Origin of the sequence: Microvirga sp. 2YAF29 (genome assembly GCF_052114605.1) — a bacterium.
GTDB lineage: Bacteria > Pseudomonadota > Alphaproteobacteria > Rhizobiales > Beijerinckiaceae > Microvirga.
Map to the genome: position 1 here is coordinate 230,297 of NZ_JBFRFB010000004.1, position 21,006 is coordinate 251,302.

Here is a 21,006-nt window from a genome sequence, read left to right on the forward strand (position 1 = left end):
GTAGATATGTGTATTGCATGCAATTGCATGCAATACTGGGTCGTGCTTGCTACAGCATTAGATACTAATGCCGCGTAGAAGCTCGGTCTGTGATGATCTTCACCTCGAAAGGAACACCGAATGAAGCTTTACTACGCCCCTGGCGCCTGTTCGCTCGCTCCGCACATCGTTGCCCGCGAGGCCGGCCTGCCGATCTCTTTGGTCAAAGTGGACATTCCCAAGAACCTTACCGAGACGGGCGAAAAATTCCGTGCCATCAATCCCAAGGGCTATGTGCCTGCAATTGTCCTTCAGGACGGCTTTCTGCTCACCGAGACGGCCGCGATTATCCAATATCTCGCCGACCAACAACCTGAGTCCGGCCTTGCCCCGGCCAATGGCACGACGGAGCGCTACCGCCTGATCGAGTGGCTGACCTTCATCAGCTCCGAGCTCCACAAGGGCTTCAGCCCGCTTTGGAATCCCGCCACGCCGGATTCCTTGAAGATCGCCGCGAAGGACCGCCTCGCCACTCGCTTCGCCTATCTCGACGAGACCTTTGGAAAGCAGGCCTTCCTGATGGGCGAGACCTTTACGGTCGCCGACGCCTATCTCTTCACGATCATGAATTGGGCTGGCTACCACGCACTGGACATTTCGTCCTTCAAAAGCCTCTCTGCCTTCCAGGCCCGGGTGGCTGCGCGCCCCAAAGTGCAGGAGGCGCTTATTGCCGAAGGGCTGCAGCAGGCGGCATAATTTTTCAACTCCTGCAAAACGAAAAGGCCCCGGAGAGATCCGGGGCCTTCTTTTTGTTCGCTTGAGCGTTTGGACTTAGAAGTCCATGCCGCCCATGCCGCCCATGCCGCCGCCCGGCATGGCCGGAGCGCCGCTTTCGCGCTTGGGAGCGTCGGCGACCATGGCTTCCGTCGTCACGAGGAGGCCCGCCACCGACGCGGCGTCCTGGAGAGCGGTGCGGACGACCTTCGCCGGATCGACGATACCGGCCTGGAGCATGTCCACGAATTCTTCGGTCTGAGCGTTGAAGCCGAAGGTGGCGGACTTGTTCTCGTTGATCTTGCCGACCACGATCGAGCCTTCCACGCCGGCGTTTTCGGCGATCTGGCGGATCGGAGCCTCAAGGGCGCGCAGGACGATCTTGATGCCGGCCTTCACGTCTGCGTTTTCGCTGGTGAGCTTGGCGACCGCATCCTTGGCACGCAGCAGAGCCACGCCGCCGCCGGGAACGATGCCTTCTTCCACCGCAGCGCGGGTGGCGTTCAGGGCGTCGTCAACGCGGTCCTTCTTCTCCTTCACCTCGACTTCGGTCGCGCCGCCGACGCGGATCACCGCGACGCCGCCTGCGAGCTTCGCAAGACGCTCCTGGAGCTTCTCACGGTCGTAGTCCGAGGTGGTCTCTTCGATCTGAGCCTTGATCTGGCCAACGCGGGCTTCGATGTCTTCCTTCTTGCCGGCGCCGTCGATGATCGTGGTGTTCTCCTTCTCGATGCGTACGCGCTTGGCGCGGCCGAGCATCGGGAGCGTCACGGACTCGAGCTTGATGCCGAGGTCTTCGGAGATCGTCTGACCGGCGGTCAGGATCGCGATGTCCTCGAGCATGGCCTTGCGGCGGTCGCCGAAGCCGGGAGCCTTCACGGCGGCGATCTTCAGGCCGCCACGCAGCTTGTTGACGACGAGGGTGGCGAGAGCCTCACCTTCCACGTCCTCGGCGATGATGAGCAGCGGCTTGCCGGTCTGCACAACGGCCTCGAGGATGGGGAGCATGGTCTGCAGCGAGGAGAGCTTCTTCTCGTGGATGAGGATGTAGGGATCCTCGAGCTCGGCAACCATCTTCTCGGCGTTCGTGATGAAGTACGGCGAGAGATAGCCGCGGTCGAACTGCATGCCTTCGACGACATCGAGCTCGGTCTCGGCGGTCTTGGCTTCCTCGACGGTGATGACACCCTCGTTGCCGACCTTCTGCATGGCATGGGCGATCATCTCGCCGATGTCCTTGTCGCCGTTGGCCGAGATCGTGCCGACCTGGGCAACCTCATCCGACGACTTCACCTTCTTGGCGCGGGCCTGGATGTCCTTGATGGCTTCGGCGGTGGCAAGGTCGATGCCGCGCTTCAGGTCCATGGGGTTCATGCCGGCGGCAACGGCCTTGGCGCCTTCGCGGACGATGGACTGGGCCAGAACCGTCGCGGTGGTGGTGCCGTCACCGGCGATGTCGTTGGTCTTCGAGGCCACTTCGCGCACCATCTGCGCGCCCATGTTCTCGAAACGGTCGGCAAGCTCGATTTCCTTCGCGACCGACACGCCGTCCTTCGTGATGCGCGGAGCGCCGAAGGACTTCTCGATCACGACGTTGCGGCCCTTCGGGCCGAGGGTCACCTTCACCGCATCGGCAAGGATGTCGACGCCGCGCAGCATCTTTTCGCGGGCTTCGGAAGAAAACTTAACGTCTTTGGCAGCCATAGGCTTAGCCTCCAGTTAAATTGAAATCTTGTGATAGGTCGAAGGCTGAATTAGCCGACGATGCCCATGATGTCGGATTCCTTCATGATCAGGAGATCCTTGCCATCGATACGCACCTCGGTGCCGGACCACTTGCCGAACAGGACGCGGTCGCCGGCCTTCACATCGAGGGCAACGATCTTGCCGCTCTCGTCGCGGGCGCCAGCGCCGACGGCGACGACTTCGCCCTCTTGCGGCTTTTCCTTGGCGGTGTCCGGGATGATGATGCCACCGGCCGTCTTCTCTTCGGCTTCGATGCGGCGAACGACGACGCGGTCGTGCAGCGGACGGAACTTCATGGAACTTCCCCTTTGACTATGAGGTACGGCCCCTCTGGCCGAACCCTCGTCTGCGATCTGTTAGCACTGTCTTGAGGCGAGTGCCAACGTCGATGGGCGAGATAAGCAGGAGCGTGAGCCGAGTCAAGTGATCCTGGTGCCATGAATTTTGTTACATCTTGGCCCTGAAGGGATTTCCCCCGCTGCCGCCAAGATTGGGGATTACCGCTTCGTGGTCAGCATGGCCGCCAGGATAACAAGCAGCCCTCCCCCAAGGGTCGCCCAGGTCGGAATCTCACTGAAGGCTCCGTACCCTATGAGGACGGCCCAGATCAGGGCTGTATATTCCAAGGGTGCGAGGCGGGCTGCTTCGGCTTTGGCATAGGCTGTCACGAGCAGAACATGGCCGGTGATGGCGAGGACGCCCATTAGGACGAACCAGGGCAGATGCTCCAGGGCAATAGGCTGCCAGACCATGGCCGCGAACGGGGCCACGAGGATGAAGGGGCCGATATTCATGAAGGCGACGATATGGAGGAGGCTATCCTTCTGCGCGCGCTGCCGGAGTAGCACAAGGCTGAAGGCATAGGTCACAGCCGAGCCGAGGGCTGCGGCGACACCCGTCCAGGACCGGACAGCTCCCGCTTCCTCCGTCTGTCCAGCCACAACGATTAGGGTTCCGCAGAAGCCGATGACGATCGCCCCGACGATCCGCAGATCGACCCGCTCCTTGAGAATGACCAGTCCCAGCAGCGCAACGAACATGGGCGCCAGGAACGACAGGATCAGCGTCTCGGCCAATGGCAACTCGCCGAGCGCGTAGAAGAAGCTCACCGCCGTCACGACGCCCACGACAGCGCGGACCGCATTGGCCGCGAAGGTTTCGCGATTCGGCCATCCGGGGCGCAGGACCACGAGCGCCGATCCAATCACCAGAGCTCCGAACGCAAAGCGCATGAAGGCGACCTGGAAGGTCGGGTAATAGGCGGACATGCCTTTGATGAACGCATCCATGACGGACAGGACCGCGATGGCGGCGGCAGCCCTCAGGGCAGGACCATATTGCATTGGGATCACGACGATGTGGGGCGGGAACCCCAGGATGGATGCTCTCGCAGAAGGTGACAGCTCTTACAGCACTTTATAGGCCGCTTCATCTCTCCTTTCGTTCTGTCGACAAGAAAGGCTGCCGAAGAAAAATGTGCGCCAGCGCAAATTCAAAACCAGCTTGGCGGAAACAAAAGCCGCGCTTGCCGTTAATAGGAAAACAACCAGACAGGATGCTCCGATGCGTGCTTGGATCCCTTGCTCAGCAATGCTTTTGGCCGCCCTCATTCCGGCCTCGGCCTCGGCCCAGACCCGCGGAGGTGGGACTTATTACGGCAATACTTACGTCTCCTCCGAATACAACTATCCCTACGCGCGCGCGCAGGACGGCTACGATCCCGGTTATCCGATGGTGACGCGCCCGGCCGAGCGCCGCACAGCGGCGGGCTACCCCTACGCAACGGGCTCGGTGGGCGGCAATACGGTCGTGGCAACCCTGCCGCAGACCTATTCGGACCCCGGCTACGACAACAGCATTGACTATGCGATCTCGCCGGAGTTCCAGAAGCAGCTCGTGTCCTATCGCGGCGGTGAGCGCCCCGGCACCATCGTGATCGATACCAACGACAAGTTTCTCTACCTCGTGCAGGAAGGTGGCCGCGCTATTCGCTACGGCATCGGCGTGGGACGTCCCGGCTTCGAATGGGCCGGCCGTAAGACCGTCTCGATGAAGCGCGAGTGGCCGAGCTGGCGTCCGCCTGCCGATATGCTGCGCCGCCGCCCTGATCTTCCGCGCTTCATGGAAGGCGGACCCGACAATCCGCTCGGCGCGCGTGCGCTCTATCTCGGTTCGTCGCTCTACCGCATACACGGCACCAACGAGCCCCACACCATCGGCCAAGCCGTCTCCTCGGGCTGCATCCGCATGCTCAACGAGGACGTGGTCGATCTCTACAGCCGCGTGAAGGTCGGCACGAATGTGATCGTGATCTGATCGGACGGCACGCTGCAAATCGAAAAGCGCCCGCCATTGGCGGGCGCTTTGTCATGGTACGAAGCGCTCTTTATGCCCAATCCCCGTCATCGCCGGAGTCACCGCCGAAATCGGAGAAATCCTGATTGTCGCCAGCGGGCTTGTCGTAAAGCGAATCCGTGATGCCGGCCATGTCGGTGTTGTCCGCCTGATTACCGAGATCGGCCAGGCCCTGCTGGCCTGCTTCAAGCGGATTCTTCTCGCCGCCAAAGGCGCTGGACAGGGCATTGGCGATCATCATGCCGCCAGCGACGCCCGCGGCCGTCGACAAAGCGGTCTGAAGAAAGCCGCCGCCGCCACGCGCCTGCATCGGGCTGCCGCCCCAGGGGCCGGGAGTCCCGTAGGATTGCTGCATGGGCTGCTGCGGCTGCGAACCACCCCAGGGCGAGGCCCGGCGGGCGGGAGGCTCATTATAAGCCGGTCCCGGCGGACGCGGGGCACCGCCGCCGAAGATGCTGGACAGAAAGCCGCCCTGCTGCGGCTGCCGGCTGGCCTGATCGAGTTCGGCGCGCAGCTGCTCGTTCTCGGCCTGGAGATTGGCGAGCGCCTGCTCCTGAACATAAACCGCCTGCGCCATTGCATAAGGCGCATAGGGCTGCTGGCGAAGCTTCTCGGCGATGAAGCGCTCGGCCTCCGGATCGCGCGGCTGGTTCGCCACTGGCTCAAGGCGTCGGAAGATGTCGGAAATGACCTCGCGTTCCTGTTCGTTCATGGCAAGCCTCCTCCCTGACAATGGGTTGTCATGGATGTAAGCGCGGCAATCCGAATTGTTAGAGGTGCACCATACCGAGCGTCGACAGGTTCACGAGGGTTTGAGGGGCGAGATCCTCCAACTCCCTCAAATCACGCCATTCGGCGCCATGCACCTCCGCCAGATCGGGCCGGATGCGGCTGTCTCTCCCGGCTCTCACCAGATAGCGGAAATCGTGATGCCAATGCTTCGGCTCGTCGCGCGCCGGGCGTGCTGGGATGAGATGGCTGTCGATGTCGATGGGAATGCCGGAGGAAGCGTGCCAGGGGTCCAGCCGGAGCCCTTCCACACCCGTCTCCTCAAACGCCTCCCGCAGGGCCGATTGCGCGAGGTCATCCGGCGGTTCGTAATGCCCGCCTGGCTGGAGCCAGCGCGCGAGGGAACGGTGGTGGATGAGAAGCACCTGCCTTCCCTCTTCATCGAGAATGAAGGCCGAGGTGGTGACGTGGCCGGGGAAGGTGCGACGCGAATGGATATCATCGCCCGCCGCAAGCTGGTGTCGCAAAAGGGCATGACGCTCGGGTTCGATGTCGAAGGAAGCCGCATGGGTGTCAAGAGAGGCCTGAACGTTGCGGCGAAAGGCGGATGGAGCGAACATCATCATGGGCAGCACTTCCTGGAAACTCAATTCAGGCTTTCAAATCGTAACTTTGATGCATTATGAGGAGAACTGTTCAAGGTCCATTCTCTCATGCTCGATCCCGATCTCTTCATCGCCGGACTGTTCTGCGCAGCGGTGGCTGGCTATCTCCTGTACGTCAACCGCCCGCGCCAGCATTATGCAGGGCGTTTCTTCCTCGACGTGCCGATTGAGGAGGCCTGGGAACTGCTGAGCATTACTCCTGGGCAAGCCAAGGAATGGATGCCCGTGCCCTATACCACCGAGTGGCTCGATGAGAGCAAGGGCGACATCCTCTGCCGATACGAGAATAAGCATGAATCTTATATCAGGATCGTCCGCCGAGAAGAGCCCTCCTACGAGGAAACCGTCGCTACTTATCGCTGGAAGGGCGCCAATCAATATGGCGACCGTTTGATCTGCAGAGTAAGTCTCAATGCAGTCGAGGGTGGCACCGATGCCGAGTTGACCTACATCATCGAACGCGCCCATCTGTTCAACGGCTTCCTGCGCAGAGTTGGCTATCCAACCCTTGTCTCAACCGTTGCGAAGCTCGTGCGCGGGCACATTGCGCGCGAGAGGGCGAAGAACGGCGAAGGTCACACAGCAAGAAGACTAGCGACGCCTGCGAAAAGAGTTTCCGAACCTGTCAGCCCCATCAGGCAGCTGGTCCTCGCCGCGCTGTCCTTCATTGCGATGATTTACCTGCTAGGTTTCACGCAAGGCCTTGCCGCCATGGCCACCCTGATCGTGCACGAATACGGCCACGTATTCGCTCTGCGCCGTCATGGGCATGACGCGCGCTTTTACCTCATCCCGTTCTTCGGCGGCGTCGCCATGGGCAGCCGCACCTATGTGTCGGATGCGGAGGCGAGTGAGGTTCTGCTCCTGGGGCCGCTGTTCGGGTTGCTGCCGGCGATTGCGCTGGCGATTGCCTTCTGGATGTCGCCGAGCGAGCCCTTGCTGTTCGCGGGCCTTCTGGCGCTTCTGATCAACGGCTTCAACCTGCTCCCCGTGCCGCCTCTCGACGGCGGCCGCGTCGTGCAGGTTCTGATGAAGCCGCTGGGCGACAAGGCATGGTTTGCGATTTCGGGATTGCTGATTCTCATGGGCGCAGGCATCGCCCTCCAGATGGGGTCGAAGGCGTTTCTCGTGATGATGATCCTGGCTGCCTTGCTCTGGAGCGTCGCGCCGAAGCGCTCGCAGAGCGAACGCCCGCTGACCATGGCGCAAGGCTTTGCTGTGGTCCTTGCCTATGGCGCACTGATCGCGGTGCATGTCGCCATCGGTGCTTGGTATGACGGCTTTCTCGACGGCAATCTGCTCAAGGGCATCCTACGGCTGTGACGGCACTCCCTCCTGTCTGCCGATTGACGCGAGGTGCCGTCAGCCTTACAATCGCGCCATGATCACGAGCCGCGCCATTTTCTTCAGCTATTATACGCCGTCCCCATAGGGCGGCTGCGTTTGGTTGCGACCTCACGATCCATGCCGCCGCATTCCGGCGGCGTTTTCATTTCTGGATCGGTCTCCGGTCTGCGGTTTGTCCAAAACCCAGGAGACCCCAGTGACACAATCCCTCTTCCTGAAAACGCTCACGGAACGCGGCTTCATCCATCAATGCACCGATCTCGCGTCGCTCGACGAAACGCTGAGAGCCGGGCCCATTGCGGCCTATATCGGTTTCGACGCTACCGCAGACAGCCTGCATGCAGGCAGCCTCGTGCAGATCATGGTTCTGCGCTGGCTGCAAAAGTCGGGACACAAGCCGATCATCCTGATGGGCGGCGGCACGACGCAGCTTGGCGATCCGAGCTTTCGCGATGCCAGCCGTCCCCTGTTGAGCGATGAGCAGATCGCGCATAACGGCGCTGGCATCAGGAAGGTTTTCTCGCAATACCTTACCTTCGGCGACGGGCCGACGGATGCGGTGATGGTGGACAATGCCGATTGGCTCGATCCGCTGCGCTACCTGCCTTTCCTGCGCGATTTCGGCACGCATTTCACCATCAACCGCATGCTGAGCTTCGACAGTGTACGCCTGCGGTTGGAGCGCGAGCAGCCCCTGACGCTGCTCGAATTCAACTACATGGTGCTGCAGGCCTTCGATTTCCTGGAGCTGTCGCGCCGACAGAATTGTGTGCTGCAAATGGGCGGATCGGATCAATGGGGCAACATCGTCAACGGCATCGAACTCGCCCGGCGCATCGACCAGCACCAGCTCTTCGGCTTGACGACGCCGCTGCTCACCACCTCATCCGGAGCCAAGATGGGCAAGACGGCGAACGGCGCGATTTGGCTCAACAGCGACCGGCTTTCCCCTTACGAGTTCTGGCAATTCTGGCGCAACACGGCGGACGACGACGTCGCGCGCTTCCTGCGCCTCTTCACGGAACTACCCCTCGATGAAGTGCAGCGCCTCGCCCGCCTGCAGGGAACCGACATCAACGAGGCGAAGCAGATCCTCGCGACAGAAGTGACGCGTCTCGCGCACGGTGATGCAGCCGCGCAGGAGGCCATGGAAACCGCTCGACACACTTTCGCGGAAGGTGCATCGGCCGGTGGTCTGCCAAGCATCGACGTACCGGCTGCCGAACTCGACGCAGGCATTCCGGTGGCAACCCTTCTGCATCAGACGGGTCTTGCTGTCTCCCGCAGCGAAGGACGGCGGCTGATCAAGGGCGGCGGCGCCAAGCTCAACGGAGATACGGTCACCGATGAGAACGCGCTCGCAACCAGGACTCATCTGCGTGACGGCGCCATCATGCTGAGTGCGGGGCGCAAGCGGCACAGCCTTGTAAGGGCTACCTAGCCCAACATGAAAAAAGCCCCGCGATTGCGGGGCTTTTTGCTTACTCGCCATCCGTTGATTTCAGCGGATGGACATTTGTTTCGACCTCGTCCTCGTCGATGAGTCCGGCATCGTCCTCCTGAGCGTCGAGGCGAGTCTTCTTGCGAAGCGCGATATACTTCTTCTGGATCTTGATGCGGCTTTCGCGCGCGATCTCCAGGCCGCCCTGCACGAGCGCGCGCTCGGCTTTCTCGTTCTGCAATTCTTCCGTGAGGCGGCGATTGGCCGCTTCGAGAGTGCTGCGTTCCTGGTCAAAGCGCTTGTTAAGCTGGTCATTGCGCTCGGTGAGGCTTGCCAGCTTGTTATCGGAGCTTTCTATCTGGAAGTCCTTGGCGGCGATGGCCTTGTTGAGCATTTCCACGCGCTCCTGCAGCTCGATACGCGAGCGCTGGAGTTCGTTGACCATGGCCACCTGACGCTCGACTTCCTGCTGGGTCGCTTCGAGACGACGGTCGAGGGTGTTCTTCTCGATGGTGGTCTCTTTGAGGCCGCGCTCGACGCCGCGGAGCGCCTCGTTCTTGTCACGCAGCTGGTCGCGGGTATGAGCCAGGATCTTGTCCGTGGCGGCCAGACGCGAGTTGAGGCCCTCGATCTTCATGTCCAGGGCCGACAGGTCGGTCTGATGCGAGGAGCGCTCGGAATCGAGTTGGGTCTCGAGGCGCTGGCGCAGCACCTGCTCGGACATGAGCTTGGTCTCGAGCTCGGAGGCACGCTGACGGGTAGCCTCCAGCTGAGACTCCATCTCGCCGTAGCGGTTGGTGAGGCTTGAGAGGCGGTAATTCTGCTCCTCGGCCACCTTCTGGAGGCGCTTCACCTCGTGATCGAGGAGGCCGTTGCGTTCGCGGGTCTCGATCAGCTCGCGCTCGGCGCGAGCGACCGTCTGGTCCGCTTCCTGGGCCTCCAGGCGCAGGGCCTGGTTCTCTTCCGTGATGTTGCGGGCACGCTCCGTCTCGATGGCGAGCTGGTTCTCCAGGTCGCCGACGATCGCTTCCTTGTCCTTCACGTTCAGGCGCAGGTCCTCGATGAAGGATTCCTGCTCGCGGGTCTTGGATTCGGCCTTGCGCAGCTGGGAAACGGTGGCCGACAGGTCGTCCATCATACGGGCATGGACCGCGTTGAGGTCGCCGAGCTCCCGGCGCAGGGAGGTCGTGTTCTCGGTTTCCTGCTTGAGAACGGCCTCGGTCTCCATCAGGCGCGACTGAAGCTGGGGATAGCTGCGGATCAGCTCGTTCACCGGCTCGTTCAGGAGAGCAAAATCTTCCTTGAGGCTGCGGATTTCCTCCAGCCGGTCGATCATGTTGGCGAAGCGGACGCGGATCAGCTCGTTCTTCTGGCCGACGGAATCGAGGGGGGCGTTGTGGCGAGCCACGACGACCTCGTTCTTTGCCGAGGGAGCAGCGGCAGCCGACATCGGCAAGGCGGCCTCGCTCTGCCTGGGCAGAACGTTCAACACCTCATCCTCTGGCCTCTTGTTACCGAAACGGTTTTTGAAAGACGTCCAACCCGAAGACATGGTGCCGCCCCTTCACGCCTGAAATTTCACTCTGTCAGAGCCTTTTAACCCAGAGTCAGGCGAGAGGAAAACAAAATTTCGTTGCGCAACCCTGTGGCGGATTTACTCGGCGGCTATGGTTAACGGCGGGGAGACCCGGCTCTCGAACCCTGCTTTTTCAAGGGTTTCAGGCATCGGCCCGCCGGTCGCCCAGTCCAGAAGCTCGACCGTATGGACGATGGGGATCTCGGTTCCTTTCCCGATCTGGGTCATGCAGCCGATATTGCCGGTGGCGATGAGGTCAGGCTTTATGCGCTCGATATTGGCCACCTTGCGGGCCCGAAGCTGCCCGGCAATTTCCGGCTGGAGCAGGTTATAGGTACCCGCCGAGCCGCAGCAGATATGACCTTCCGGCACGTCCTTCACGGTAAAGCCCGCCTGCTTGAGCAAGGTCTTGGGCTCGGTGCGGATGGCCTGGCCGTGCTGCATGGAGCAGGCGGAATGGTAGGCCACCACGAGGTCGGTCTCGCGCACCGGCTCCATGAGGTCGAGGGACAGGGCGTATTCCGTGATGTCCTTGGCTAGCCCTGAGACCCGGGCGGCCTTCTCGGCGTAATCCGGGTCGTCCCGGAACATGAAGCCGTAATCCTTGATGGTCGTGCCGCAGCCCGACGCCGTGATGACGATGGTGTCCAGGCCCTCGCCGTCCATCTCGGCGATCCAGGCATCGATGTTGCGCTTGGCGAAGGCATGGCCCTCCGAGTCGCGGCCCATATGGTGGACGAGAGCGCCGCAGCACCCCTCCCCCTTCGCCTGCACGACTTCGATCCCGTGCCGGTTGAGAAGGCGCATGGCCGCCTCGTTGAAGCCGGGCTTGAGAACCGGCTGGGCGCAGCCGGAGAGGATAGCCACGCGACCCCGGCGCTCGCCTTCCGGTGCGAAGGTGCCCGGATGGTTTGAGGGCGAGCGCGCCGGCACCTGCGCCGGCGCCAGTTCGATCATCGCCTGGAGGCGATTGCCGAGAAGCGGTAGCGCGCCGATAACGCCTTTGAAGGGCTTTGCCAGGATGGCAGCCCCCATGGCGAAGCGGAAGCGGTTGGGATAGGGCAGCACTTTGGCCAGCACCGCGCGCAGCAGGCGATCATGCCAGGGGCGCTTGTAGGTCGCCTCGATATAGGCGCGGGCATGATCGACGAGGTGCATGTAATGCACGCCGGAGGGACAGGTGGTCATGCAGGAGAGGCAGGAGAGGCAGCGGTCGATATGCTTCACCACTTCCGGCGAAGCAGGCTTGCCGCTCTCCAGCATGTCCTTGATGAGATAGATGCGCCCGCGCGGTGAGTCGAGTTCGTCGCCGAGCAGCAGGTAGGTCGGGCAGGTGGCGGTGCAGAAGCCGCAATGGACGCAGGTCCGCAAAATCTTCTCGGATGAAGCGGTGGCGGAATCCTTCAGCTGATCGGGCGTGAAATTCGTTTGCATGGTTCTTCACTCAGCTCGCCGATTGCCATTGGTTGATGGCATCGAGGGGATAGATCAGCATGATGATATTGAGCGCGAGATTGTCGCGAATCCAGTAGCCGACGATCACTTCCATCAGAACGGCCGCAACGATCGTCACCCAGACCGGCATGATGCGCGCCAGCGTGAAGCCGGCGATCATCGCCAGGATGTCCATGACGGAATTGATGATGCTGTCGCCGTAATAGTCGAGAGCGATATTCGTCGCACGGTAGCGGTCGATCACCATGCTGGTGTTCTCGGCGATCTCCCACGCGGCCTCGATGCCGATGGCGATCAGGAGCGCCGCACCGAAGGGCAGATGCTTCCCGCGCAAATGCCCGACGAGCCAGATGCCCCCATAGAACAGGAAGCCGTGGATGATGTGGGACGGCGTATACCAATCCGTCAGGTGCTGCGAATTGCCGGAATCGCGCACGACTCCATGCCAAAGCTCGACCGTGCCGCAGGTGCAGATCGGTGTGCGGCCCATGGCGAGCAGGATGAGCGCGGTGATCGCGACGGCGAGGCACGCATATAGAGTTACCCGCCCACCTGCCTGCTCACTTTGTTTTGGGAGGATGGTGGCTGCACCTGTCATCTAAAATCCTTAATACACCGCAGCTGGCTCAACTGCATTTTTCTGTGGTTAGGCGGCGATAAAAGGCTAATTCGGCACTGTAAGAAGGATAAGCCGACCTTTTTGTCATCTGGGACGGTCCACAGCGTGCGATTATAGGATCGAGCTTTTCCAAATCAGCCACATACCTTCGATAAGCATTGCATTTCGCCTGCAGATCTTGTTCGGAAGTGTGCCGAATTGTCTGCAGGGACTGGGCAGCGGCCCCCTGATGCAGAAGCAAGTCCTCCGTGCAGGAGGCTGCATTCGTTTCGGATGGCGGCATGGCCATCCCCACCAAGCAGCATGCCATCGCCAAAATTCTCAACCGATAGAATAGGCCAATCACACTAAACTCCCGCATACATGCGGCCAGGATTGAGAATGCCCGCCGGATCGAAAGATGCCTTGATGCCCCTCGTGAGCGTCATGACCGCCTCCGTCTGCGGCTCGAACACATCGATGATGGAGCGGATTTCGGCCGGTGCGCGAACCAACGTCGCGTGACCGCCGTACTCGCGGGTCGCATCACGGATGACGGAAGCGCCAGCATCGCCGTCGACCGGAGCCGCGATCCAGATAAGGCCTCCGCCCCAATCGTAGAACCACTGCGCGTCGATGGAGCGCGCGACATGTGCGGCGAAATCCGGGCCGCGCGTGGGCGCGGTCGAGACGCGCCAGATAGCCCGATCCATGTCATTGAACATTGTGGCATCACGTACCGATTGCCACAGGGCCTCCGCGCCCCTGCCCTCCAAGATATCCATGAAGGTCACGCGCTTGTTGAAAAGGCGCTTCATTTCGTTCAGGCGGTAATCGACCGAAACCGAAAATCCTTCGAGGCGGATGAGCGTGCTGGCGCCCTGCCGGTCCTTGGATGGAATGTGAGCTGCGCCGGTCACGTCGAAGGGAGAGCCGAGAGCCTGAGACAGGGCACCGATGGCCTTCCGGTCGTCGAGGCCGCGCAGGACGAGGGTCGCCATGCGCTCCTGCTTCGGCAGCACCTTGAAGGTTACTTCGGTCAGAAAGCCCAGCGTGCCCCAGGACCCCGACATGAGCTTCACGAGATCGAGCCCGGTCACGTTCTTCATCACGCGCCCGCCGGACTTCACCACCTCGCCGCGTCCGTTGACGAAGCGCACGCCGATGAGGCTGTCGCGGGCGGCGCCCGCCATGATCCGGCGCGGGCCGGAAATGTTCATGGCCGCCACCGCGCCGATGGTGGGCTCACCTCGCGTTCCCAAAAGCGGCCGGTAATCCAACGGCTCGAAGGGCAATTGCTGGCCCTTCGCCGCGAGCGTCCGAACCACCTCGGAAACCGGCGTGCCGCTATGGGCGGCGATCACCATTTCCGCAGGCTCATAGAGCGTCACGCCGCTCATGGAAGCGGATGAGATAGAGGCATCCGTCTGGTTCGGGCGGCCCATCTCGGCCTTGGTGCCACGGCCGGACACGCTGAGCAGCGTACCCTTCTCCGAGGCTTCGCGGATGATGATCGAGGCGTCCTGCTCGTCGCGGGGGGTATGGCGAGGGGAATCGACGATCACGCGGCGAGCCTTCCTTCCAGAGGGAACACTTTTGCGGGGTTGAGCAGCCAGAGCGGATCGAACACGCCGCGCACACGCATCTGCTGCGCGAGATCGACCGGGTTGAACTGCTCGGTCATGAGATCCCGCTTCTCGATGCCGACGCCGTGCTCGCCGGTGAGGCACCCGCCGACCTCGACGCAGAGGCGCAGGATATCCTCACCCGCCTTCTCGGCCTTTTCCATCTCGCCCGGCTTGTTGGTATCGAACATGACGAGCGGATGGAGATTGCCGTCGCCCGCATGGAACACGTTGGCGACGCCGAGACCATAAGACTTGGCAATCTCGTCGATGCGCTTGAGCACGTAAGGCAACTGGCCCGTGGGGATAGTGCCGTCCATGCAGATGTAATCGGCTACGCGCCCCGTGGCGCCGAAGGCGGATTTCCGGCCCTTCCAGATCGCCGCGCTCTCGGCCTCCGATTGCGAGACCTTGATGGTCTTCGGCTTGAACGGCTCCGCGATGGCTACGATGCGGCGGAGCATGTCCTCGATCTCCTGATCCGACCCTTCCACCTCGCAGATCAGCATGGCTTCCACATCGAGCGGATAGCCCGCATGGGCGAAAGCCTCGCAGATCTGGATCGCGGGCTTGTCCATGTATTCGAGCGCCACCGGAATGATGCCGGCGCCGATGATCGCAGCGACGCAGGCACCCGCATCCTCGACGGAGCTAAAGCCGAAAAGCGCGGGCCGCGCACCTTCCGCCGCGCGCAGGATTCGCACCACCGCTTCCGTGATGATGCCGAGCTGACCTTCCGAGCCGCAGATGAGGCCGAGCAGATCGTAGCCGGCGCTGTCGAGATAATCGCCGCCGATCTCCACGACCGTGCCGTCGAGCATCACCATGGTGACACCCATGAGGTTGTTGGTGGTCACGCCGTATTTCAGGCAATGGGCCCCGCCCGAATTCATGGCGATGTTGCCGGCAATCGTGCAGGCGAGCTGGCTCGACGGATCGGGCGCGTAGAAGAAGCCCTCATAGGAGACCGCCTGGCTGATGCCGAGATTGGTGATGCCCGACTGAACCCTGGCCGTGCGGTTCTCGAAATCGACATCGATCACCTGATTCATTTTGGCGACACCGAGCACGATGGCATCCTCCTGCGGAATGGCACCGCCGCAGAGCGATGTCCCTGCCCCGCGCGCCACCACTTTGACACCATGCTCGTTGCAGAAGCGCATGATCTCGGAGACCTGCTCGGTGGTCGAGGGGAGCACAACGGCGAGCGGCATCTGGCGATAAGCGGTCAGGCCGTCCGTCTCGAAGGCCCGGCGCTCGTCCTCCGATACGATGAGGGCCTCGGATGGGACAAGTCGCCCCAGCCCCTCGATGATTTCCTTGCGGCGCGACAGAATCGCTTCATCCGGCTTGGGAAATGCAATCGTCATGGCACCCTCCCTGGGCGGTTATAGGCTGCTTTCTCGGCATGGCTGCCTCTCTCGATAAGATAGCTGGCCTTGGAGCAGTTTTCCAATAATGTAGAATCTCTCTAGCCTATCGCGCGGAAAATGGGACCTCATTTTGTTCTTCCGCCGATGCGCTGTTGAAAAAAGACAGCCTCGTCCAGCAAAGGAGTTTTCGATGCGTACCGTCGTCCTCACTGCCGCCCTGCTCCTCACGGGTTTCAGCCAGGCACAGGCCCAGGATGCCGCTGCCGGCGAGAAGGTGTTTACCCAGTGCCGGGCATGCCACCAGATCGGCCCGACAGCGAAGAATGCCGTTGGACCGGAGCTCAATGGCCTCTTCGGACGACATTCGGGATCCGTAGAAGGCTATAGCTATTCTGCCGCCAACAAGAATTCCGGCATCACCTGGGATGAGGCGACCTTCCGGGAGTATATCAAGGATCCGAAGGCCAAGATTCCAGGGACCAAGATGATCTATGTCGGACTGAAGGACGAGCAGCGCGTCAACGACCTCGTCGCCTACCTGAAGCAGTTCGATGCCCAAGGGCAGAAGGCGCAGTAAGCAGGAAAGCCTCACCATGGGAAAGGCCGCCTTCTGAGGCGGCCTTGGGGATTTCAGGGAGCCTGTTCGGCAGGTCCATAAGCCCGAGGAAGGTCCCTCAAACCCATTCAGCGTGATGAAACATAAGATCGTTATGAGCCGGAGACCTTTCCGCTCTGTCGCATCCTCTGTTCCGGTGCATGGCCTTGAGCCTGTTGTCGATGAACCGCTCCCCTCGTCCTCTTGACCAATCCCAAAGAACGATGATGGTGTAGCCAGTCTTTGGAGTGGTTTTACCCGTGAATCCTGAACGCAACGGCCGCCCTCGCATCGGTCTTTTCGTGACATGCCTCGTCGATCTGATGCGCCCATCCGTAGGCTTCGCGGCCGTGAAGCTGCTGGAGGATGCTGTGTGTATCGTCGAAGCGCCCGTGCAGACCTGCTGCGGACAGCCGGCCTATAATTCCGGCGACCGGGGCACCACCCGCGATCTCGCGATGCGGATGATCGAGACCTTTCAAGGCTATGACTACGTGGTCGCCCCTTCCGGTTCATGCGCGGGCATGATCAGGAAGCATTACCCGGAACTCTTCGAGGAAGATCCGAACTGGCGCATGAAAGCGGATTCGCTCGCGGGCAAAACCCATGAGCTCACGAGCTTTCTGGTGGACGTGCTTGGCGTCTCGGCGGTCGATGCCTCCTTCGACGGCGCAGTAACCTATCACGATTCCTGCTCCGGCCTGCGCGAACTCGGCGTGAAGAGTCAGCCGCGCAAGCTGCTCTCCAGCATCGACGGCCTGACCCTCGTGGAGATGAAGGACAGCGATGTCTGCTGCGGGTTCGGCGGAACGTTTGCTGTAAAATACAGCGACATCTCCGGCGCCATCGTGGAAGCCAAGACGAAGAATGTCGAAGACGCTAAGACCCACACCCTGCTCGCGGGCGATCTCGGTTGCCTCATGAACATGGCCGGACGCTTGAGCCGCGAGGGCAAGCCGATCGAGGTGCGCCATGTGGCAGAAGTGCTGGCAGGCATGACGGACGAGCCACCCATCGGCATGGTGAAGGCACAGGCGGCAAAGCAGTCATGAGTGTTCATTCCACATCTCCCCAGTTCAAGCAGAACGCGGCGCGCGCGCTCGACGATGCGCAGTTGCAGAAGGCGCTCGGAAATGTGAAGCAGGGCTTCATCGACAAGCGCCAGGCCGCCGCCGACAAGCTGCCGGAATTCGAGGCCTTGCGCGACGCCGCGCGGGATATCAAGAACCATACGCTCGAACATCTCGACCTCTATCTCGAGGCTTATGAGGAGAAGGTGAAGGCCTCCGGCGGGCATGTGCATTTCGCCCGCAACGCGGACGAGGCGTGCAAGATCGTGCTCGACATCTGCCGCGAGGCGAACGCGAAGACCGTCACCAAGGGCAAGTCGATGATCTCCGAGGAAATCGGGGTCAATCACTATCTTCAGGCGAACGGCATCACGCCGGTCGAGACCGATCTCGGCGAATACATCATTCAGCTGCGCAACGAGCTGCCGAGCCACATCATCGCGCCCGCCGTTCACCTCAACGCCACGCAGGTGGAGCAGGATTTCCGGCGCGTCCATACCCATCTCGATGCCAAGCGCGATCTCTCCGAACCGGTGCAGTTGCTGACAGAAGCGCGCGCCGTTCTGCGGGAGCGCTTCCTCGCCGCAGATGTGGGCATCACCGGCGCGAACTTCCTCGTGGCGGAAACCGGCACCTCCATCATCGTGACCAACGAGGGCAACGGCGATCTCACGCAGATCCTGCCCAAGACCCATATCGTGCTCGCTTCCCTCGAGAAGCTGGTGCCGACGCTCGAAGACGCAAGCCAGCTTCTGCGCGTGCTCGCTCGTTCCGCGACGGGCCAGGAAATGTCGGTCTACACCACATTCTCAACCGGCCCGCGCCGCGCCGGCGATGCGGACGGCCCCGAAAACTATCACGTGGTTCTCATCGATAACGGGCGCTCCTCCATGCTCGGCACGAGCTTCGAGGAAATGCTGCGCTGCATCCGCTGCGGCGCCTGCATGAACCATTGCCCGGTCTATCACGCGGTCGGCGGGCACGCCTATGGCTGGGTCTATCCCGGCCCCATGGGCGCGGTGCTCACGCCCTCCCTGATCGGCATCGACAAGGCGGGCCATTTGCCTAACGCCTCAACCTTCTGTGGACGTTGCGAGAGCGTATGCCCCGTGCGCATTCCGCTGCCGAAGCTTATGCGCCATTGGCGCGAGCGGGAATATGAGCGTCACCTCACGCCCGCGACCGTGCGCTCCGGCCTGAACCTCTGGAGCTTCTTCGCGAAACGCCCAGCGCTCTATCGGCTTGCCACCCGCGCCGCGATGGCAACGCTCGGCTTTGCCGGTCGCCATCGCGGACGCTTCTCATGGCTGCCGCTGTCGAAAGGCTGGACCAAGTATCGCGACTTCCCAGCCCCGCAGGGCGAGACGTTCCAGGCGCGCTGGCAGCGCGAGCGCAAAGGACGGAAAGCATGAGCGCCCGCGACGACATTATCGGCAACATCCGCCGCTCGCTCGGCGTGAAAGGCGGCGAGACCATCCGCAGCCAGATCGTGCAGGATCGGCTGGAGCGCGCGCCGAAAGGCGTGATCCCCAAACGCGGCCAGGTTTCGGGTGATGAGCGGATAGCCTTGTTCAAGGTTCAGGCGGAAGCCTCGCTTGCGACTGTGACGGAGGTGGCCTCCGCGGCCGACGTGCCGCAATCCATTGCCCTCTTTCTGCGCAACCACAACCTGCCGGCAACGCTGCGCATGGGCGACGACCTGCGCCTCAAGGCGATGCCTTGGGCCGATACGACTCTCGAAATCTCGCATGGGCCGAGCGAAGGACGCGATCTCAATGCGGTGAGCTACGCCTTCGGCGGCGTGGCCGAGACCGGCACGCTCGCCATGGTCTCCGGTGAGGAGAATCCTTCCACCCTCAACTTTCTGCCTGACAACCACATCATCGTCGTCTCGGCCAAGGACATCGCGGGCGATTACGAATCCGTTTGGAACCGGGTGCGTTTCGCCTTCGGCAAGGGCTCCATGCCGCGAACGGTGAACTTCATCACCGGTCCGTCTCGCTCGGGCGATATCGAGCAGACACTCCTGCTCGGCGCCCACGGACCGCGCCGATTGCATGTGATGGTCGTGCGAGACTGAAGGCTCGACCTCGACAATGGCTCAGGTTTGCCCAGAATATGAGGCAAGCGTGAAAACGTTTTGCGAGGCTCGATGATGCCGCTGTCGAACCTGATCTTCCGCACCATCCGCTGGTCGGCCTGGGAAGGCTGCGATGCCGGCATGGAGCATATGGACGTGAGGCCCGCCGATGGCGGCCTCGACCTTTCGGGCGTCGTGATCGGCGTGGGGGATGAGGCCCGTTTCGGGCTCACCTACCGGATAAGGCTCGATGCGACCTGGCATACCCGTGAGGCGCATCTTCGCACCACGTCGGGCCAGATGTTGCATCTGGAAAGCGATGGTCAGGGACATTGGCATGTGGATGGCGCCGCACGGCCCGATCTTCAGGGCTGCATCGACATCGATATCCAGGCGACCCCGCTGACGAACACCCTGCCGATCCGCCGTCTCGACCTCAAGGAGGGCAAAAGCCTCGAACTGCGCCTGTGTTACATCGACTTGCCCGAACTGACAGTCTCGGTCGCGGAGCAGCGCTATATGGCGCTCGGCCCCTCCTTCTACCGTTTCGAGAGCCTGGACAACGGCTTCACGGCGGACCTGCCGGTCGATGAAGATGGGTTCGTACGGGATTATCCTGGATTGTTCAGGCGCCTCGGCTGACGGATAATTTATCAGCGTGACAACTCGGCGCGCCCGAAAGCACTGGCGCTCACCGGATATTCGGGCTAAGTATCTGATATCACAAGTAGTTTTTAATCATTCTAAACTAGATTCCCGATGATCGTCTGCTCCTGCAACATCCTCTCCGACGGCGATGTGAAAGCGTGCCTGAAGCCCGGTCCCGAATGCCCGCGCACCCCGGCGCAGGTCTATCGGTGCCTCGGTTGCAGCCCTAATTGCGGGCGTTGTGCCCGTACGATCAGGGACATCATGGACAAGGCTCTGCTCGATGCAGGTGTCGAGCCTATCGCCGCCTGCCAGCGCGGTTGCTGCCCCGCCTCCTTCGAGAAAGCAGCCGCAGAACCTACCCTTTGAATAAAGGGGCTTTCCCTCTAGTTCATAAATCCTCTAAAGAAGACACGGCGCTTCCCGGCGCCGACTTGACGTGAGGGTATGATGAAGGGCGATCCGAAGGTTATCGAGTATCTCAATCGCGGCCTGCGCAGCGAGCTGACGGCGGTCAATCAGTACTGGCTCCATTACCGATTGCTTGACGATTGGGGTTACAAGGAACTCGCCAAGCAGTGGCGCAAGGAATCCATCGAAGAGATGCACCACGCGGATCGCTTCATCGAGCGCATCATCTTCCTAGACGGTTTCGCCAATCTGCAAGTGCTCGACCCGCTGCGCATTGGCCAGAACATCCAGGAGATTCTGGATGCCGACCTCGCCGCTGAATACGATGCCCGCAATCTCTACGGTGAAGCTGCCGCCTATTGCGACAGCATCGGCGACCGTGTCTCCAAGAAACTCTTCGAGGAGCTGATGGCGGACGAGGAAGGCCATATCGACTTCCTCGAGACCCAGCTCAACCTCGTCGAGCAAGTCGGCATTGAGCTTTACGCACAGAAGCATATCGGCGGCCTCGACGAAGGCCACTGAGCTTCACGAAATTC

The 21,006-nt window shown here is 61.6% G+C and carries 21 protein-coding genes; 11 read left to right on the top strand and 10 right to left on the bottom strand.

Annotated features, from left to right (window positions below; translation table 11 throughout):
- The first annotated feature begins 120 nt into the window (after nucleotides 1–120).
- On the top strand, nucleotides 121–735 hold the full coding sequence (gene gstA, locus AB4Y85_RS07440) for a glutathione transferase GstA (RefSeq protein WP_441984239.1): 615 nt from the start codon (nucleotides 121–123) through the stop codon (nucleotides 733–735).
- Nucleotides 736–810: 75 nt separating this feature from the next.
- Here the strand turns inward: gstA and groL are convergent, their stop codons facing one another.
- The 3 genes from groL to AB4Y85_RS07455 form a co-directional block, all read right to left on the bottom strand.
- On the bottom strand, nucleotides 811–2,457 hold the full coding sequence (groL, locus tag AB4Y85_RS07445; protein WP_441984240.1) for a chaperonin GroEL: 1,647 nt from the start codon (nucleotides 2,455–2,457) through the stop codon (nucleotides 811–813).
- A 50-nt stretch (nucleotides 2,458–2,507) separates the two neighbouring features.
- The gene (gene groES / locus AB4Y85_RS07450) at nucleotides 2,508–2,795 is read right to left on the bottom strand and encodes a co-chaperone GroES (protein ID WP_243373032.1); all 288 of its coding nucleotides are present in this window, start codon (nucleotides 2,793–2,795) and stop codon (nucleotides 2,508–2,510) included.
- 201 nt (nucleotides 2,796–2,996) lie between these two features.
- Entirely contained in the window at nucleotides 2,997–3,842 is an 846-nt protein-coding gene (locus AB4Y85_RS07455; RefSeq protein WP_441984241.1) for a DMT family transporter, read from the bottom strand.
- A gap of 220 nt (nucleotides 3,843–4,062) precedes the next feature.
- Here AB4Y85_RS07455 and AB4Y85_RS07460 point away from each other — a divergent pair, with 220 nt between their 5' ends.
- Nucleotides 4,063–4,815 (top strand): L,D-transpeptidase, encoded by a 753-nt coding sequence (locus AB4Y85_RS07460; RefSeq protein ID WP_441984242.1) that lies wholly within the window; start codon nucleotides 4,063–4,065, stop codon nucleotides 4,813–4,815.
- Nucleotides 4,816–4,885: 70 nt separating this feature from the next.
- On the opposite strand, the gene AB4Y85_RS07465 is transcribed toward AB4Y85_RS07460, so the two are convergent.
- Entirely contained in the window at nucleotides 4,886–5,566 is a 681-nt protein-coding gene (locus AB4Y85_RS07465; protein WP_441984243.1) for a DUF2076 domain-containing protein, read from the bottom strand.
- Between the two features lie 58 nt (nucleotides 5,567–5,624).
- Nucleotides 5,625–6,209: an NUDIX hydrolase gene (locus AB4Y85_RS07470; RefSeq protein WP_441984244.1), complete on the bottom strand. Its 585-nt coding sequence runs from the start codon at nucleotides 6,207–6,209 to the stop codon at nucleotides 5,625–5,627.
- A gap of 87 nt (nucleotides 6,210–6,296) precedes the next feature.
- Between AB4Y85_RS07470 and AB4Y85_RS07475 the strand changes: the two genes are divergently transcribed.
- Together AB4Y85_RS07475 and tyrS are read left to right on the top strand one after the other, a co-directional pair.
- Nucleotides 6,297–7,571, top strand: a complete 1,275-nt coding sequence (locus AB4Y85_RS07475) for a hypothetical protein (RefSeq protein ID WP_441984245.1) — start codon at nucleotides 6,297–6,299, stop codon at nucleotides 7,569–7,571.
- A 220-nt stretch (nucleotides 7,572–7,791) separates the two neighbouring features.
- Entirely contained in the window at nucleotides 7,792–9,036 is a 1,245-nt protein-coding gene (tyrS, locus tag AB4Y85_RS07480) for a tyrosine--tRNA ligase (protein ID WP_441984246.1), read from the top strand.
- 40 nt (nucleotides 9,037–9,076) lie between these two features.
- On the opposite strand, the gene AB4Y85_RS07485 is transcribed toward tyrS, so the two are convergent.
- The 5 genes from AB4Y85_RS07485 to AB4Y85_RS07505 form a co-directional block, all read right to left on the bottom strand.
- Complete coding sequence (locus tag AB4Y85_RS07485; protein ID WP_441984247.1) at nucleotides 9,077–10,525, bottom strand: chromosome partitioning protein ParA; 1,449 nt, start codon at nucleotides 10,523–10,525, stop codon at nucleotides 9,077–9,079.
- Between the two features lie 165 nt (nucleotides 10,526–10,690).
- Nucleotides 10,691–12,046, bottom strand: a complete 1,356-nt coding sequence (gene glcF / locus AB4Y85_RS07490; RefSeq protein ID WP_441984248.1) for a glycolate oxidase subunit GlcF — start codon at nucleotides 12,044–12,046, stop codon at nucleotides 10,691–10,693.
- 10 nt (nucleotides 12,047–12,056) lie between these two features.
- Nucleotides 12,057–12,665 (bottom strand): DUF2585 domain-containing protein, encoded by a 609-nt coding sequence (locus AB4Y85_RS07495; protein WP_441984249.1) that lies wholly within the window; start codon nucleotides 12,663–12,665, stop codon nucleotides 12,057–12,059.
- Nucleotides 12,666–13,033: 368 nt separating this feature from the next.
- A complete protein-coding gene (locus AB4Y85_RS07500) occupies nucleotides 13,034–14,230 on the bottom strand; it encodes an FAD-binding protein (protein ID WP_441984250.1) in 1,197 nt (398 codons plus the stop codon).
- Nucleotides 14,227–15,660, bottom strand: a complete 1,434-nt coding sequence (locus AB4Y85_RS07505; protein ID WP_441984251.1) for an FAD-linked oxidase C-terminal domain-containing protein — start codon at nucleotides 15,658–15,660, stop codon at nucleotides 14,227–14,229. The genes AB4Y85_RS07500 and AB4Y85_RS07505 overlap by 4 nt, the downstream gene beginning before the upstream one ends.
- 193 nt (nucleotides 15,661–15,853) lie before the next feature.
- Between AB4Y85_RS07505 and AB4Y85_RS07510 the strand changes: the two genes are divergently transcribed.
- The 7 genes from AB4Y85_RS07510 to bfr all read left to right on the top strand — a co-directional run bounded on the left by AB4Y85_RS07510 (nucleotide 15,854) and on the right by bfr (nucleotide 20,992).
- Nucleotides 15,854–16,240: a c-type cytochrome gene (locus AB4Y85_RS07510; RefSeq protein ID WP_441984252.1), complete on the top strand. Its 387-nt coding sequence runs from the start codon at nucleotides 15,854–15,856 to the stop codon at nucleotides 16,238–16,240.
- Between the two features lie 278 nt (nucleotides 16,241–16,518).
- The gene (locus tag AB4Y85_RS07515; protein WP_441984253.1) at nucleotides 16,519–17,310 is read left to right on the top strand and encodes a (Fe-S)-binding protein; all 792 of its coding nucleotides are present in this window, start codon (nucleotides 16,519–16,521) and stop codon (nucleotides 17,308–17,310) included.
- On the top strand, nucleotides 17,307–18,740 hold the full coding sequence (locus AB4Y85_RS07520) for a LutB/LldF family L-lactate oxidation iron-sulfur protein (RefSeq protein WP_441984254.1): 1,434 nt from the start codon (nucleotides 17,307–17,309) through the stop codon (nucleotides 18,738–18,740). Before AB4Y85_RS07515 ends, AB4Y85_RS07520 begins: the two co-directional genes overlap by 4 nt.
- Nucleotides 18,737–19,408: a LutC/YkgG family protein gene (locus tag AB4Y85_RS07525; RefSeq protein WP_441984255.1), complete on the top strand. Its 672-nt coding sequence runs from the start codon at nucleotides 18,737–18,739 to the stop codon at nucleotides 19,406–19,408. Before AB4Y85_RS07520 ends, AB4Y85_RS07525 begins: the two co-directional genes overlap by 4 nt.
- 72 nt (nucleotides 19,409–19,480) lie before the next feature.
- Nucleotides 19,481–20,050, top strand: a complete 570-nt coding sequence (locus AB4Y85_RS07530) for a putative glycolipid-binding domain-containing protein (RefSeq protein ID WP_441984256.1) — start codon at nucleotides 19,481–19,483, stop codon at nucleotides 20,048–20,050.
- 117 nt (nucleotides 20,051–20,167) lie between these two features.
- Nucleotides 20,168–20,425 (top strand): (2Fe-2S)-binding protein, encoded by a 258-nt coding sequence (locus AB4Y85_RS07535; protein ID WP_441984257.1) that lies wholly within the window; start codon nucleotides 20,168–20,170, stop codon nucleotides 20,423–20,425.
- An 81-nt stretch (nucleotides 20,426–20,506) separates the two neighbouring features.
- Complete coding sequence (gene bfr / locus AB4Y85_RS07540) at nucleotides 20,507–20,992, top strand: bacterioferritin (RefSeq protein ID WP_441984339.1); 486 nt, start codon at nucleotides 20,507–20,509, stop codon at nucleotides 20,990–20,992.
- Nucleotides 20,993–21,006 lie beyond the last annotated feature (14 nt).

Excerpts from the sequence above, each read along its gene's own strand:
- AB4Y85_RS07455 (WP_441984241.1), bottom strand. The coding sequence starts at position 3,842 with ATGCAATATGGTCCTGCCCTGAGGGCTGCCGCCGCCATCGCGGTCCTG.
- AB4Y85_RS07460 (WP_441984242.1), top strand. The coding sequence starts at position 4,063 with ATGCGTGCTTGGATCCCTTGCTCAGCAATGCTTTTGGCCGCCCTCATT.
- AB4Y85_RS07465 (WP_441984243.1), bottom strand. The coding sequence starts at position 5,566 with ATGAACGAACAGGAACGCGAGGTCATTTCCGACATCTTCCGACGCCTT.
- gstA (WP_441984239.1), top strand. The coding sequence starts at position 121 with ATGAAGCTTTACTACGCCCCTGGCGCCTGTTCGCTCGCTCCGCACATC.
- bfr (WP_441984339.1), top strand. The coding sequence starts at position 20,507 with ATGAAGGGCGATCCGAAGGTTATCGAGTATCTCAATCGCGGCCTGCGC.
- AB4Y85_RS07495 (WP_441984249.1), bottom strand. The coding sequence starts at position 12,665 with ATGACAGGTGCAGCCACCATCCTCCCAAAACAAAGTGAGCAGGCAGGT.
- AB4Y85_RS07525 (WP_441984255.1), top strand. The coding sequence starts at position 18,737 with ATGAGCGCCCGCGACGACATTATCGGCAACATCCGCCGCTCGCTCGGC.
- AB4Y85_RS07510 (WP_441984252.1), top strand. The coding sequence starts at position 15,854 with ATGCGTACCGTCGTCCTCACTGCCGCCCTGCTCCTCACGGGTTTCAGC.
- AB4Y85_RS07520 (WP_441984254.1), top strand. The coding sequence starts at position 17,307 with ATGAGTGTTCATTCCACATCTCCCCAGTTCAAGCAGAACGCGGCGCGC.
- AB4Y85_RS07470 (WP_441984244.1), bottom strand. The coding sequence starts at position 6,209 with ATGATGATGTTCGCTCCATCCGCCTTTCGCCGCAACGTTCAGGCCTCT.
- groL (WP_441984240.1), bottom strand. The coding sequence starts at position 2,457 with ATGGCTGCCAAAGACGTTAAGTTTTCTTCCGAAGCCCGCGAAAAGATG.
- glcF (WP_441984248.1), bottom strand. The coding sequence starts at position 12,046 with ATGCAAACGAATTTCACGCCCGATCAGCTGAAGGATTCCGCCACCGCT.
- AB4Y85_RS07475 (WP_441984245.1), top strand. The coding sequence starts at position 6,297 with ATGCTCGATCCCGATCTCTTCATCGCCGGACTGTTCTGCGCAGCGGTG.
- AB4Y85_RS07535 (WP_441984257.1), top strand. The coding sequence starts at position 20,168 with ATGATCGTCTGCTCCTGCAACATCCTCTCCGACGGCGATGTGAAAGCG.
- AB4Y85_RS07505 (WP_441984251.1), bottom strand. The coding sequence starts at position 15,660 with ATGACGATTGCATTTCCCAAGCCGGATGAAGCGATTCTGTCGCGCCGC.
- groES (WP_243373032.1), bottom strand. The coding sequence starts at position 2,795 with ATGAAGTTCCGTCCGCTGCACGACCGCGTCGTCGTTCGCCGCATCGAA.
- AB4Y85_RS07530 (WP_441984256.1), top strand. The coding sequence starts at position 19,481 with ATGATGCCGCTGTCGAACCTGATCTTCCGCACCATCCGCTGGTCGGCC.